Below are 13,752 nucleotides of genomic sequence, written 5' to 3'. Positions count from 1 at the left end.
ACAAATGTATAAAGTTTTTGTTAACGACAAACCACTTTTTTTGACAAATCAAATCTCTAAGGAGACAGATTTTCAACTTTTTTTGCTTGATAGTATTGATATTGAGCAGGTTATTGTGAAAATGTTTCAAAATAAAATTAAGAAAGCGTATCTGTATCACCCTGATGAAAGTGTGATTATGAAAACGTTGAAGGCAAAAATTGCGGTCAATAAAGCGGGCGGAGGATTGGTATATAATAAAAAAGGGGAAGTCTTATTTATTTTTAGAAACGGAAAATGGGATTTGCCAAAAGGGGGTACTGATAAAGGGGAGTCTATCGAAGAAACCGCCATGCGTGAAGTTGAGGAAGAAACAGGTGTAAATGGATTGGAAGTCATTAAAAAACTACAGAAAACGTATCATGTATTTAAACGAAACGGAAAATACAGACTAAAAATTACGCATTGGTTTGAGATGCAATCTTCATTTGAAGGTACTCCAAAAGGTCAATTGGAAGAAGGAATTGAAAAAGTAGCCTGGCTGAAACCAAGCGAAATTCCAGCTGCTTTACAAAATTCGTATGAAAATATTAAGCTTCTGTTTGAAGAAGAAAAATTAATCAATAATAAATAGTTTTTGGTAAAATGAAAATAGGGTGGTACAGAAGTTTTTTTGTATCACCTTTTTTTTTTGTATAAAACTTAATATTTGGGAGAAATAATTGTTTGTGTTATTTTAATTTGTTGATTATTAGTTTTTTGTTTTGGATAAATGGGGATTTTAATTTTTTTATCTTTAAATTCGATAGTTGAACTTTTACAATTATCTTATTTGATCTTTAAAATTTAGTTTCTGATGAAAAGAACTCTCCCCCTACTTGCATTTTTGTTTTCTGCTCTTTGTGCTTTTTCATTTTCAAAAAATGATAAGCATAGAAACCGTACCGAAGAAATGAAACCATTAAAACTTATTGGTATTTTGGATACGGTAAAAAGTGGTGACACCATCAAAAAGAAAGAAAAGAAATTTGCTTTTGTACCAATGCCTACATTAACTTATGACCGTTCACAAGGATTAGGGGTTGGAGCAATAACCATGGGACTTTTCAAGGCTGATGATTCCAAAAAAGCACCTCTTTCCAGAGTTATGGCTATAGGTAATTATGCGACGAATGATTCTTATTATATAATGGTTGGTACACGTCTTTATCTTAAGGAAGATTATTGGAGAGTGCTTACTGCTGTTGGATATATAAATTATAATTTTCAGGCTTTTCAATCCTTTGATGAAGGCGAGGGAGGCGTAACAGGCGTTTATGAAACACCTTATACAACGAAGGGAGCTCTGTTTGCGTTCTCGTTACAGAGAAGGGTTTTTGAAAATTTTTATTTGGGTTTGGGTGGGTTCATAATGCGTTCAGATGTTACTGTCACGCTTCCAGATGATAGCAAAATTGTGGAGCCAAATAATACGAATTCACTTTCTGTACCAATAAGTTATGATACCCGAAACAGTATTTACAATCCGAGTTCAGGAATTTTTATAGATGGTAGATTCTCGACTGTGCCATCTTGGTTGGACAATGACCACGATTTTATTAAAACGATGTTATATGTGAATCATTATAAGGAATTGGGCGCTCACAAAATTTTGGCCAGCCGTTTTGCTATGAAAGCCAATTTTGGAGATGTTCCTTTTGCGTCTCAGGATTATATTGGTCAAACAGATTTAAGAGGTTATACGCAAGGGGAATATAGAGGAAATCAAACATACACTGTTCAATCAGAATTTAGAAATAATTTCTATAAAAAATGGGGATACGTTGGTTTTGCCGGACTCGGGATTGCTTATCGTAAGTCTGAAACAGGAGCCGCTTCGGGCGATTGGTATAATTCTGGTGCTTCATGGAGCAAACCATTACCAAGTATAGGAGTAGGTGCTCGTTATCGGGTTATTGAAAAAGCCGGTCAAAAAGTAAATGCGGGAATAGATGTCGCTGCAGGTCGCGGGGATTGGGGATTTTATTTTAGGCTTACCGAAGCTTTTTAGGGATTATGTTTTACCCACAAATTACTTATAGTTTTTAAAAATGTTTTAGCCACAAATTACCCAAATTACCGCAATTTAATTTGTGTTAATTTGTGTAATTTGTGGCTATCTCATAATTTAGGTTAAAAATTAGTATACGAAAGCAAAGTGTTATTTTTGATTACCTTTGCAAAATGAATAAAAAACACCACTCCAATAATATAGTATTGAATTTAGGTATCGAAAGCCTAAACGAAATGCAAGAAGTTGCACAAGATGTCATCCTAAATGACAATAACGTATTGCTTCTTTCCCCAACAGGTTCCGGAAAAACTTTGGCCTTTTTGTTGCCAATTTTCGAAATGCTACAGCCCGAAATTTTATCCGTTCAATGTTTGATTTTGGTTCCGTCACGGGAATTAGGATTGCAGATTGAACAAGTTTGGAAAAAAATGGGAACCGATTACAAAGTAAATGTGTGTTACGGCGGACATTCCATCGAAACCGAAATAAAAAATCTAAGTAATCCTCCAGCTGTTTTGATAGGAACTCCCGGTCGTATTGCAGATCATATCGACAGAGGTACTTTTCGATTGGACAAAATCCAGACTTTGATTTTGGATGAGTTTGACAAATCCCTGCAATTGGGTTTTCATGAGCAAATGTCTTTTATTATTGGAAAACTTTCTAAGTTGAACAAACGTGTTTTAGTTTCGGCAACATCCGATATAGAAATTCCAAAATATACCCGAGTGGTCAATCCTACTATTCTTGATTTTATCCCAAGCGAAGAAGAACAGGAAAGTAATTTGACCACCAAAATGGTTGTTTCCAAAGAAAAAGACAAATTGGGAAGTTTGTTTAATTTGATATGTTCGTTGAAATCACAGCAGGCAATTGTTTTTTGCAATCATCGAGATGCTGCAGAAAGAATAAGCGATACCCTCAATGAAAAAGGTATCTATAGTGTTTATTACCACGGAGGAATGGATCAGGAGGAAAGGGAACGCGCGCTGATTCAATTTCGTAACGGAAGTATGAGTTATTTAATCACCACAGATCTCGCTGCCCGCGGACTCGATATTCCCGAAATGAAACACGTAATCCATTATCATTTGCCTTTAAAAGAAGATGAGTTTACCCACAGGAATGGTCGTACGGCACGTATGCAGGCATCTGGAACTGCTTATGTGATCACACATGAAAGCGAGAAAAAAATGGATTATCTGGATTATGCCATGGAAGTTTTTAATGTGGAAAATGCAACCACATTGCCAAAACCGCCCGAATTTCAGACTATTTACATTAGTGGTGGAAAGAAAAACAAGTTGAATAAAATTGATATAGTAGGTTTCTTTTCCCAAAAAGGAAAATTGGAAAAAGGAGATTTAGGGCTTATTGAAGTGAAAGATTTCATCTCATTTGCCGCTGTAAAATTCAGTAAAGTAAAAGATTTGCTGCATCATGTCAAACATGAAAAAATGAAGGGCAAGAAATTCAAAATTGAAGTAGCCAGAAAAGTTATCAAGAAAGAGGAGGAGTAGGTTGCAGATTTCAGAAGGCAGAATTTAGAATTTAGATTTCAGAAGTCAGAAAGCAGAATTTATAAAGGAATAATTTTAGAAAACGCTAACAGTATATTATTTGTTAGCGTTTTTTTTGCATTGAATTTAGCCTTGAATCCGCATTAAGATTTCATTGAATTTTTTTGTACAGATTATCGTAGACTTTTATGCTTCGAGAAAAATTAAAAATCTGTGCGAATCAGTTTAATCCGTTTAATCTGTGTGCCATTTCTCAATTTTGGCAAATATTTCGAATTTTAAGACGTGCAAGTTGTCGTGTTAATTTACAAACAAAAACAAAAAAATAGTGTTAATAAAAAAGTAAAGCATCAACAAAGTCGTCTCATTGTTATTATTATGTTTGCGGGCAAATACTAACCTACTAGTGTATTATTAACCCCAAATATATTATGAGAAAAATTATTGCGATTGCTGCTTTATTTATTAGTTCCATTGGCTTTAGCCAAATTAAGGTTCTTGAAACTGTACAAGTTGAAAAACTAGGTAGAGTAAATAATAGTTTTTATGTTCAAAAGATAGGCGATGAGTTTACCTTTTTTTACACAACTGTACAAAGCGAAGATGAGGAGCCGTCTTTGAAAGCTTTTACATTCAAAAACATTGATAATGCTTATCAAAGTCTGTACTCAATTATTTCAAAAGGATTTACAGCAAGTCCGCTGAATGATGTAAAATTAGAATTACCAAATAACTTTGTTTGGTTACATTATATTGCAAGTTCAGATAAAACAATGGTACAGTTTATGGTTTCCAGTAAAGATGCTGGTTCTACCCATATGTCTGAGCCATTATCAAAAGAACAAGTTGAAAAATTGTTTCAAAAAAGCTAAAAGAGTATTAAGATTTTAGTATTAAGAATTAAGACTAAAATTGCAAGTCATAAAAAAGTCCTCGATTTTCGAGGACTTTTTTTATGCAAACTGAAAATTATATTTTTTTAACGTATTGTGTTATTATCACAATTTGTTGACCATCTACTTTCCCTTCAATATATTGGTCGTTTTCGTGGTCTAGTCGAATGTTTCTTACCGCAGTTCCTTGTTTGGCGACCATACTGGAACCTTTTACTTTCAAATCTTTGATTAGTACAACTGAATCTCCATGATTTAAAATAACGCCATTAACATCACGGTGTATGATTTTGTTTTCATCGTCTTCACCTTCGCCTGTGGCTTGCGCCCATGCCAAAGTTTCGTCGTCAAGATACATTTGTTCCAACAATTCCTGTGGCCAGCCATTTTTGCGCAAACGGCTCAACATTCTCCAAGCCACAACCTGCACCGGAATGTGTTCGCTCCACATACTGTCGTTCAAAGATCTCCAGTGGTTTAAGTCTTCATGACCCGGGTTTTCAATTTGATCAATGCAGGTTACGCAGGCGTAAATGCTTTCGTCCAATCCGCCTTTTTGGGTAGGCAATACTTGGTATTCTTTCAGGTTTTCGGTGGCAGCGCATAATTCACATTGCGAACCGCTGCGTTTATTTAATTCTCTTTCGAAGCTCATTGTAAAGTGTGTTTTTTTGTTGCAAAAGTACGGTTATTGGATAGGCTTTGCAAGTTTTATGTTTATTGGGGTTTTTATCATTCATTTTGACTATCCATGTCTTCATATTTGACAGATTTAATGATTGCTTTGTTGAATATAAATTGTAGAAGTGTTAGAAACGGCGAAAAAAATATTGGAAATAAAAATAAGGGATAACGGCATACAGGGTGAGTAGGTGGAGGACTTAAGTAGACACTTATCCAATCATATAATACAGAGTATCCTAAACACGCTATTCCGCTGAGAATATATGTCATAAATCTTTCAGAATAATCAAATCGATTAAAAATATGTGACATTATGTATGGAATCAAAATGAATGGACCGAATATTAAAATTGCTATCATAATTAAAAATAGGAGATTGGTGGTGAATAACTTCAGTTTGATAAAATCTAACTAATGCTACTTATCCAATTTAACCCTTACCGCATCGGGAACTAGCATTTCGTATTCACCATGATTACGGATAACGTCTCTCACGATGCTCGAACTGATGTATGAAGTTCTCGCAGCGGTCAACAAAAAGACAGTTTCTATTTTGGATAATCTTCGGTTGGTGTGGGCGATGGCTTTTTCGAATTCAAAATCGGCAGGATTTCGTAGACCACGAAGGATGAAATTAGCATTAATTTTTTTGCATAAATCAATAGTCAGTCCTTCGTATGTAATCACAGAAACCTTTGGTTCATTCTTGAAAGTTTCCTCAATGAAGTGTTTTCTTTCTTCAAGGGAAAACATATATTTTTTCTCGGCATTGACGCCAATGGCAATTACAATTTCGTCAAACAAAGGAATTCCTCTTTGTATAATATCTTCGTGACCTAATGTGATGGGATCGAATGATCCAGGGAAAATGGCTTTGTTCATTTGTAAATTAATTTAATTGTTTTTCAATTCTTGAATCGGGAATTATCCAAAGTAACGCTACGGCAATATAGAGTAAACCCGAAATCCAAGGGGAGACAAAAGCAAGTGGAATGGCTAGAATATAACATACTACAGATATTTTGCCCTTCAGATCTTTTTCTACAGCGCGGTGCAAAATCGAATCTTTTCCTTCCAGACATATAATTCGGTATTGAAGAATATTATAAGCAATAGCACACATCAGCAGCACAAAACCATAGATGCTCATGGGAACTGCCGAAAAATGATGTTCTCCAATCCAACTTGTGGCAAAGGGAATCAAAGACAACCAAAAAAGCAAAAAGAGATTTCCCCATAAAATAGAACCATTCACCTTTTTGACTACTTGAAGCATATGATGGTGGTTGTTCCAATAAATGCCTACGTAAATAAAACTCAAAACATAACTCAAGAAAACCGGAATTAAATGCTGTAAGGATTCAAAACTATCGTCTTCTGGCGCTTTTATTTCCAGCACCATGATGGTGATGATAATGGCTAATACACCATCGCTAAAGGCTTCGAGTCTGGTTTTGTTCATTTTTTTTTGAGTTTCTAAGTTGCTGAGATTCTAAGAATTTTGGTGCTAATTGCACGAATTTTTATCATCTTGTTTGTCATTCCGAGGAACGAGGAATCCCCGCTGCAAAATCGACGAAGATAGTGGTCTTTGTATGCGAAGTTACATACGGAGATTCCTCCTCCGTCGGAATGACAATATTGTGTTGTAAACTTATCGTATTAATCTTATTCTACCTTCCGAAGGCAGTATTTAGAAAAACTTTTTATACTGTCTTGGCATCTCAATATTTTACTTAACCGCCAACTCAATTGCATTGGTAAACAAATCAGTCAAAGAAATTCCGGCTGCTTTGGCTTGTTGCGGAATCAAACTTTCTGTTGTCAATCCTGGAATGGTGTTCATTTCGAGCATATGAGGTTCTCCGTTTACAAAGATGAATTCGCTACGGGAGAAACCTTTCATTTTCAATACTTCATAAGCGCGTTTTGCGGCCTGACTCACTTTTTGGGTCATTTCATCGGAGATTCTTGCTGGGGTTATTTCTTGTGATTTCCCCTCATATTTCGCTTCATAATCAAAGAAATCATTTTCAGAAACTATTTCAGTAATCGGCAACACTTTTATTTCTCCTTGGTAATTAATTACGCCAACAGAAACTTCGGTTCCATCAAGAAAACTTTCGATGATGATTTCGTTGTCTTCTTTGTAAGCGACTTCAATGGCGATTGGCAATTCGGCTTCGGTTTTTACTTTTGAAATTCCAAAACTGGAACCCGATTTGTTGGGTTTTACAAAGCAAGGCAAGCCAACTTTTTTTACGATTTCGGAGGTATCGATTTTATCTCCTTTGTTCAAATAATAGGAAGTTGCCGTTTTGATTCCGTATGGTTTTAAAACTGACAATAAATCACGTTTGTTGAAAGTAAGTGCCGCTTGATAATAGTCGCAAGAAGATTGCGGAATATTCAATAACTCGAAATAGGCCTGCATTAATCCGTCTTCGCCCGGAGTTCCGTGAATGGCGTTGAACACGCAGTCAAAAGTGATTTTGGTTCCGTTTACAGTTGTTGAAAAATCATTTTTGTCTATCGGGAATTCGGCGTTGTTGTCGTCTACATATACCCATTTTTCTTTGAAAATATGGATTCTGTAGCCTTTGTATTTTGTTTTGTCAAGAAATTGGTAAACTACGTTTCCGCTGATGAGAGAGATCTTGTATTCGCTGGAATAGCCGCCCATAATGATGGCAATGTTTTTCATACTGTTTTTGAATTTTGCACAAATTATACGAATCAATTTAGAGTGTAATTGTACTGTTGTGTTTTTAATTTTTAAGATGCTAATGTTGTTTTGAAAGCTGATGTCCTAGCCCCGATAGTAGTGGAAATCCTTGTGTGCCGGGGTTCGGCACACAAGATTGCAACGGATAGCGGGAAATAGCTCCTTCCGAAAATTATGAATGGAAAGACTAATACTATTAAACAAAATTATCATTTTTTTTGAAACGAAATAGGTTTATCTTTGCGGGAAACAAAAATATTTATGAGCTTAAAAAAGTATCTTACTAGTCGTGTGTTTTTTGGACAAGTGTTTATTGCGCTTGCAATTATTGCAGTTTTAGGTTATTTATTTATGCATTGGCTGACTTTTACGACCGACCATGGGCATGAGATAGCAGTTCCCGATTTGAGAAAACTGACTGAGGAACAAGTGGAGGATAAGCTGGATGAATTGGATTTGGATTATGAGTTGTTGGACAGTGTGGATTTTAGGGGAGATTATCCAAAATTCAGTGTGGTGGAGCAGGATCCTATGCCGGGAACTATGGTAAAAGTAGGCAGAAAAGTATATATAAAAATAAATTCGTCTGGGTTTTCGTCTGTTCGAATTCCGGATTTGATTGACAAAACGTATCGTGAGGCAGTGCCAACGTTAAAAGCATTGGGTCTTGAACCGGGAACTGTTACGTATATTCCGAATTTAGGGAAAGACATGGTTTTGGAGATGCGTTTTAAAGGCCGTAATTTAAAAGTAGGTGACAGGGTTTTGAAAGCCTCTAAAATTGATTTGGTTTTGGGAGACGGGAAAGAGAGTTATCAGGAAGAAACGACGGACACTACAGCTGTTCCAACAGAAGAAGCGCCAGCAAATGAACAATAATAATGATCCAATTGAGGAATTAGACGAAGAGTTATTTGAGCATTATCGGTTTGAGGTTCCGAAAGGACAAGCCATTTTGCGAATTGACAAATACCTGATGAGCCTTATTCCAAATGCTACAAGGAATAAAATACAAAACGCCGCCAGCGACGGGAATATTTATGTGAACGACGCGACGGTAAAGTCCAATTATAAAGTAAAACCCTTTGATGTGGTACAGATAATGTTATCGCATCCGCCTTTTGAAAACAGGGTAGATCCAGAGGATATTCCGTTGGAAATCGTATATGAGGATGATGCACTTTTGCTTATCAACAAACCGCCAGGATTGGTGGTGCATCCCGGTCATGGGAATTACACAGGGACTTTGGTGAATGCTTTGGCCTTTCATTTTGAGAATTTGCCAATGAACAGCAGCGAGCGTCCCGGGTTGGTTCACCGAATCGACAAGGATACTTCTGGATTATTGGTTATTGCCAAAACGGAAGCTGCAATGACGCATTTGGCCAAACAATTTGAAGCCAAAACCACCGAAAGAGAATATGTTGCGCTGGTTTGGGGTAATGTTGCCAATGATTCCGGTACTATTGAGGGGAATTTGGCCCGACACCTGAAAGACCGTATGCAAATGGCCGTTTTTGCCGATCCCGAAATAGGAAAACCTGCCATCACCCATTATAAAGTTTTGGAGCGTTTTGGGTATGTGACTTTGGTTTCCTGCAAACTGGAAACGGGAAGAACACACCAGATTCGGGCGCACATGAAACATATTGGGCATCCGCTTTTTAATGATGAGCGTTACGGAGGTCACTTAATTTTGAAAGGAACTACGTTTACAAAATACAAACAGTTTATCGAAAATTGTTTCAAAGTTTTACCACGTCAGGCTTTGCACGCCAAAACACTTGGTTTTGAGCATCCAAATACCGGTGAAATGATGCGTTTTGATACTGAATTACCACAGGATTTTAAGGATTGTATCGAGAAATGGAGAGGCTATGCGAAATCGCATCACGCTGAGGAGGATTGATTTTTGTTTAATAATCGAATCTGTTCATTAATTATTTTTTTTGCCACAGATTAAAAAGATTAATAAGATTTTTTAAATTGTTTATGAAATCTGTGATAATCCTTTTAATCTGTGGCTAATTTCTTTAGTAGATGTACAACTCCCTTAGAACCCGTTGGACTTGGGTGTAATTCCAAAATAGAATCCGGTGAAATATTAGGTTCCATTCGGTGGGAAACGAACAAGATAGATATGTTTGTTTCTTTTTTTATCAAATTGATGAGTTGGGTTACCAAAGCCACATTTTGGTCATCAAGACCTTCAAGAGGTTCATCCAGAATCAATAGAGGAGGATGTTTTATAGCCGCTCGGGCTATTAAGACAACTCGCTGTTGTCCTATCGAAAGACGATTGAAAATTTTCTTTTTCAGATGTGTCATTCCAATTGCTTCGAGCCATTGTTCGGCAATTTTTCGGTGTAAAGTCGTGGGCTGAATGTACAATCCGATAGAATCAAAGAAACCTGAAAGAATCATATCTTCCACACTGAAATTTTTATTGCCTTTATTGAATAAATCGGTCATGGCAGTATTGAAAAAGCCAATCTTTTTTTTGATATCCCAAACACTTTCTCCGCTTCCTTTTTTTCTGCCAAAAAGTATTAAATCCTGTCCGTAACCTTTTGGGTTTTCGCCCGAAATAAGGGATAATAAAGTCGTTTTTCCAGAACCATTTGGCCCGACTAAGTGCCAAAACTCGCCTTGTTTTATCGTCCAGGAAAGTGGAGCGATAATGGGTCTTTCGTCATAGTTTACGAATACAGAATTCATTTGAACAAGAACACTTTCTTCGAAAATTTCGCTGTGAATGGGGAGTTTGCTGTCCTTGTTTTCAAGAGAAATATTATCCAAAATATTTATGGATTTCATTTCAAATGAATTGTCTTCGATAAAAGCTTTGTTTGAAATAAAAGAAAGTAAATCAATTTTTCTATTAACCAATTGAATGATAAGAACCGAGTGGGAAATGCCTTCGATTTCCTTAATTAATTCAATTCGGGAATTATGGTCGAGATGATCCATAGGGTTGTCCAGAATGATGTAATCGGGATTTTTTTTGAGGCAATACTTCAAGAATTCTTTTTTCCGCTCTCCGGATGAAAAAGTGCGAAGGTTTCGGTTGAATTCAGAAGTAGCTTCCATGGTTTCGTGGATGAATTCTTCTTCGATTAGTTTTTGAATCGAAATATCTGAATACAAGATTCCTTTCAGAGTATTGAAAATCGCTAATTCTCCCTCAATTTTTCCTGATAATAAAGTATCTATAAACGTTTTTTTGTCAACTTGATTGGATAAAAGAATGTCCCAATGTTTCATTTTGGTTGTATGTTTTTTTGCATTATAAACTAATTCGCAAAATTAGCTTCAAAAATTTTAAATCGTTTGTCTAAATCCTGAACTAATTGTTTTTTTACTTTAGTGTCCTGAATAAAACTATAGTTGATGCTGTTGTACACAAATTGTTTAATATCGGCATAGGAAATGGTAGAATATCTTTTGGCCAATAAAACATATTGTTCGGTCATATTAGTTCGTAAAATTCCCGCATCATCAGTGCTTATGACAATTGGAACACCGAATTTAGTGTATAATAAAATAGGGTGACGGTTTTCTTTTACTTTCAAAATGAATTCGTTACTGACCAAATTTATCTCGATTGGAATGTTGTTCTTTGCCATATAGCGCATTAAATCATAGCTTTTTTCTTCATAAGCCATATCGACTCCGTGACCAATTCTGTTTGCACCAGCGATATAAACAGCCGCATTAATATGCCAACTCAACTCTTCTGGCGGAACCAATCCAAGTGTGAGCTCGCCGGCATGAATGGTGTATTTTACTTTTGGAAAACGACTGTGGCAGTATTTGAACATGACCATGTGTAGCCAATAATCTTTCATTGAAGTTTCGCCATCTTCGGGAGAAACGATGTTTACTCCCGCTATCAGCGGACTGCTGTCTGCGGAGATAAAGGCAACCATCAAATTTTTGAATATATCCACAGGTTCCATGAAGCGCAAAACAAAATTTTGATAGCGCATCGTAAATTGGCTGTCGTCTATTTTGAGTGCTGCGTGCATTTTGGCAACAAAGTTGGTGTTGAAATCGGTAGCATATTTTTTGGCGTCTTTTTGGATGAAAATGGCATACAAGGAATCCAAAGAATGCATTACGGCTTTTTCGTTTTTGCTTGCCGCCAATTTTCTTAAATAGGAGTTGGATGCCGTTAAATCATCTGTTTGTATGTCACAAGGAATGGTTGATAATTGGGTTTCAATGTAGCTTACGTTTTCTTTGATGGCTCTGATTTTTAGTTCCAATAAACCGGCTTCAAAATTGCCTTTTGTCGCAGGTTCAAATTTCATGAAGGAATCAAAAAATAATTTATCCGAAGGGTAATCCACATTGTTGTAGTCTTTGACAGACCATTGGTGCATTATTTTTTGTTTGTAAATGTCTAATTCTCCATTTTTTTGGAAGGTTGAAAATAATACCCATTCTGCTCCTGGTTGTTTTTTCTGGCTAACGGTCATGGTTTTGGTATTCAGGTAAAAATCTTTGGCAATGGCGTAGGCTAATAATGGTTCTGCATAAATTGAACCGGAATAATGATGGTGTAAATCTCCGCCTTTGGGCATTTGGGAAAAGAAAGCCGTAAGTTCGGCTTCATTGTTTCTGATTTTTTCAAAATAGGTTTCTGCTGATTGTGAAAATCCCACTTGAAACAAGATAGAAAGAAGAAAGGTGAAAAATATCTTCATAGAGTATAAATTTCGTTCAAATGTAGTGAAAAGTAGGGAAATAGACAAATGGACTGAGGGTTTTAGTAGGGCGAACGTATGAGTTATTTTTACCGCAAATTCGCAAATTTCAATAAAAATTTCTATTATAAATTAGCCACTTTTAGCGGAATTAACTCATACGAGCGAAGCGAACCGATGAAGTAAATTAGTTTATTAAAAATTTTAAAATTCAAGTTTATAAAAAATAAATTTGTGAATTTGTGGTCAATTTAAAACTCATATGTTTGCCTGGGGTCATTAGGGATTTCTAATAACGAATCATTAGAAAAAATCTATGCTTATATTAAACAATTCAATTCAATGTTTCTGAATTCTAAATTTCAATTTGTATTTTTGGAATCGTTTAAAATGAACACATAAAAATGAAAATTGTACTCTCTCCAGCCAAATCGCTAAACTTCGAACAGGAATTACCGACGACTCAATATACAGCTTCTTCTTTTCTTAAAGAATCTAGAGTGGTTCATAAAGTTTTGAAACAGCAATCTCCAAAAAACTTATCGGAATTGATGTCGATTTCGGATAAACTTGCCGATTTGAACTGGAAACGCAACCAGGATTGGAAAACGCCTTTCACTCCCGAAAATGCACGTCCAGCTGTTTATGCTTTTGATGGTGATGTCTATACCGGACTGGATGCTTACTCGATTTCTATGGAAAAATTGGAGTTGCTGCAAAGCAGATTAAGAATTTTGTCTGGACTTTATGGATATTTGAAACCGTTGGATTTGATTCAGCCCTACCGACTAGAAATGGGAACAAAATTGCCCATTGGCGAAAGCAAAAATTTATATGATTTTTGGAAAAAGACCATTACTAATTCTTTGAACAAAGAATTAAAAAAAGGGGAGTTGTTTATCAATCTCGCAAGCAATGAATATTTCTCGGCTGTGGATACCAAGGCTTTGAAGGTTCCAGTGATTACTCCGGAATTTAAAGATTACAAAGACGGTAAACTGAAAATGATTAGTTTTTTTGCCAAAAAGGCGAGGGGATTGATGGTACGTTATATTATTGACACTAATGCCGAAACGATTGATGATTTAAAAGGCTTTGACTACGAAGGTTATCAGTTTGACGCTAATTTGTCGAAAGGGAATAATTTGGTTTTTACGCGGTAAGCTTTTAGGTAGCAGAAAACAGAAAT

General features: G+C 36.0%; 13 protein-coding genes. 7 read left to right on the top strand and 6 right to left on the bottom strand.

Annotated elements, in window-relative coordinates:
* Window positions 1-4 precede the first annotated feature (4 nt).
* The 4 genes from EM308_RS16110 (at window position 5) to EM308_RS16095 (ending at window position 4,424) form a co-directional block, all read left to right on the top strand.
* Window positions 5-613, top strand: coding sequence for an NUDIX hydrolase (locus tag EM308_RS16110; RefSeq protein ID WP_035635323.1), 609 nt, complete (start codon window positions 5-7; stop codon window positions 611-613).
* A gap of 222 nt (window positions 614-835) precedes the next feature.
* Window positions 836-2,029 carry a BamA/TamA family outer membrane protein gene (locus EM308_RS16105; protein WP_035635321.1) on the top strand — a complete coding sequence of 398 codons (1,194 nt, stop codon included), beginning with the start codon at window positions 836-838 and terminating at the stop codon, window positions 2,027-2,029.
* A gap of 173 nt (window positions 2,030-2,202) precedes the next feature.
* Entirely contained in the window at window positions 2,203-3,552 is a 1,350-nt protein-coding gene (locus EM308_RS16100; protein ID WP_035635319.1) for a DEAD/DEAH box helicase, read from the top strand.
* A gap of 431 nt (window positions 3,553-3,983) precedes the next feature.
* Window positions 3,984-4,424 carry a hypothetical protein gene (locus tag EM308_RS16095; protein WP_035635316.1) on the top strand — a complete coding sequence of 147 codons (441 nt, stop codon included), beginning with the start codon at window positions 3,984-3,986 and terminating at the stop codon, window positions 4,422-4,424.
* Between the two features lie 97 nt (window positions 4,425-4,521).
* Here EM308_RS16095 and EM308_RS16090 read toward each other — a convergent pair whose 3' ends face one another.
* The 4 genes from EM308_RS16090 to EM308_RS16075 form a co-directional block, all read right to left on the bottom strand.
* Window positions 4,522-5,100, bottom strand: a complete 579-nt coding sequence (locus tag EM308_RS16090) for a PhnA domain-containing protein (RefSeq protein WP_035635314.1) — start codon at window positions 5,098-5,100, stop codon at window positions 4,522-4,524.
* Between the two features lie 446 nt (window positions 5,101-5,546).
* On the bottom strand, window positions 5,547-6,011 hold the full coding sequence (coaD, locus tag EM308_RS16085) for a pantetheine-phosphate adenylyltransferase (protein ID WP_035635311.1): 465 nt from the start codon (window positions 6,009-6,011) through the stop codon (window positions 5,547-5,549).
* 7 nt (window positions 6,012-6,018) lie between these two features.
* Window positions 6,019-6,591 (bottom strand): TMEM175 family protein, encoded by a 573-nt coding sequence (locus EM308_RS16080; RefSeq protein ID WP_035635309.1) that lies wholly within the window; start codon window positions 6,589-6,591, stop codon window positions 6,019-6,021.
* 270 nt (window positions 6,592-6,861) lie between these two features.
* Window positions 6,862-7,833: a D-alanine--D-alanine ligase gene (locus tag EM308_RS16075; protein WP_035635306.1), complete on the bottom strand. Its 972-nt coding sequence runs from the start codon at window positions 7,831-7,833 to the stop codon at window positions 6,862-6,864.
* Window positions 7,834-8,115: 282 nt separating this feature from the next.
* Here EM308_RS16075 and EM308_RS16070 point away from each other — a divergent pair, with 282 nt between their 5' ends.
* Both EM308_RS16070 and EM308_RS16065 read left to right on the top strand, forming a co-directional pair.
* On the top strand, window positions 8,116-8,733 hold the full coding sequence (locus EM308_RS16070) for a PASTA domain-containing protein (RefSeq protein ID WP_035635302.1): 618 nt from the start codon (window positions 8,116-8,118) through the stop codon (window positions 8,731-8,733).
* Complete coding sequence (locus EM308_RS16065; protein ID WP_035635299.1) at window positions 8,723-9,763, top strand: RluA family pseudouridine synthase; 1,041 nt, start codon at window positions 8,723-8,725, stop codon at window positions 9,761-9,763. The genes EM308_RS16070 and EM308_RS16065 overlap by 11 nt, the downstream gene beginning before the upstream one ends.
* 104 nt (window positions 9,764-9,867) lie before the next feature.
* Here the strand turns inward: EM308_RS16065 and EM308_RS16060 are convergent, their stop codons facing one another.
* Together EM308_RS16060 and EM308_RS16055 are read right to left on the bottom strand one after the other, a co-directional pair.
* Window positions 9,868-11,118, bottom strand: coding sequence for an ATP-binding cassette domain-containing protein (locus EM308_RS16060; RefSeq protein WP_035635297.1), 1,251 nt, complete (start codon window positions 11,116-11,118; stop codon window positions 9,868-9,870).
* A gap of 29 nt (window positions 11,119-11,147) precedes the next feature.
* Window positions 11,148-12,563 carry an amidohydrolase family protein gene (locus EM308_RS16055; protein ID WP_035635294.1) on the bottom strand — a complete coding sequence of 472 codons (1,416 nt, stop codon included), beginning with the start codon at window positions 12,561-12,563 and terminating at the stop codon, window positions 11,148-11,150.
* Window positions 12,564-12,967: 404 nt separating this feature from the next.
* Here EM308_RS16055 and yaaA point away from each other — a divergent pair, with 404 nt between their 5' ends.
* Window positions 12,968-13,726 carry a peroxide stress protein YaaA gene (gene yaaA, locus EM308_RS16050; protein ID WP_035633268.1) on the top strand — a complete coding sequence of 253 codons (759 nt, stop codon included), beginning with the start codon at window positions 12,968-12,970 and terminating at the stop codon, window positions 13,724-13,726.
* Window positions 13,727-13,752: the final 26 nt, after the last annotated feature.

The organism is Flavobacterium gilvum (assembly GCF_001761465.1).
GTDB lineage: Bacteria > Bacteroidota > Bacteroidia > Flavobacteriales > Flavobacteriaceae > Flavobacterium > Flavobacterium gilvum.
The sequence above is the reverse complement of the archived record's forward strand: the minus strand, read 5'-3'. Positions and strand labels throughout refer to the sequence as shown.

Excerpts from the sequence above, each read along its gene's own strand:
- EM308_RS16110 (WP_035635323.1), top strand. The coding sequence starts at position 5 with ATGTATAAAGTTTTTGTTAACGACAAACCACTTTTTTTGACAAATCAA.
- EM308_RS16095 (WP_035635316.1), top strand. The coding sequence starts at position 3,984 with ATGAGAAAAATTATTGCGATTGCTGCTTTATTTATTAGTTCCATTGGC.
- EM308_RS16070 (WP_035635302.1), top strand. The coding sequence starts at position 8,116 with ATGAGCTTAAAAAAGTATCTTACTAGTCGTGTGTTTTTTGGACAAGTG.
- EM308_RS16060 (WP_035635297.1), bottom strand. The coding sequence starts at position 11,118 with ATGAAACATTGGGACATTCTTTTATCCAATCAAGTTGACAAAAAAACG.
- yaaA (WP_035633268.1), top strand. The coding sequence starts at position 12,968 with ATGAAAATTGTACTCTCTCCAGCCAAATCGCTAAACTTCGAACAGGAA.
- EM308_RS16105 (WP_035635321.1), top strand. The coding sequence starts at position 836 with ATGAAAAGAACTCTCCCCCTACTTGCATTTTTGTTTTCTGCTCTTTGT.
- EM308_RS16055 (WP_035635294.1), bottom strand. The coding sequence starts at position 12,563 with ATGAAGATATTTTTCACCTTTCTTCTTTCTATCTTGTTTCAAGTGGGA.
- EM308_RS16075 (WP_035635306.1), bottom strand. The coding sequence starts at position 7,833 with ATGAAAAACATTGCCATCATTATGGGCGGCTATTCCAGCGAATACAAG.
- EM308_RS16100 (WP_035635319.1), top strand. The coding sequence starts at position 2,203 with ATGAATAAAAAACACCACTCCAATAATATAGTATTGAATTTAGGTATC.
- EM308_RS16090 (WP_035635314.1), bottom strand. The coding sequence starts at position 5,100 with ATGAGCTTCGAAAGAGAATTAAATAAACGCAGCGGTTCGCAATGTGAA.
- EM308_RS16080 (WP_035635309.1), bottom strand. The coding sequence starts at position 6,591 with ATGAACAAAACCAGACTCGAAGCCTTTAGCGATGGTGTATTAGCCATT.
- coaD (WP_035635311.1), bottom strand. The coding sequence starts at position 6,011 with ATGAACAAAGCCATTTTCCCTGGATCATTCGATCCCATCACATTAGGT.
- EM308_RS16065 (WP_035635299.1), top strand. The coding sequence starts at position 8,723 with ATGAACAATAATAATGATCCAATTGAGGAATTAGACGAAGAGTTATTT.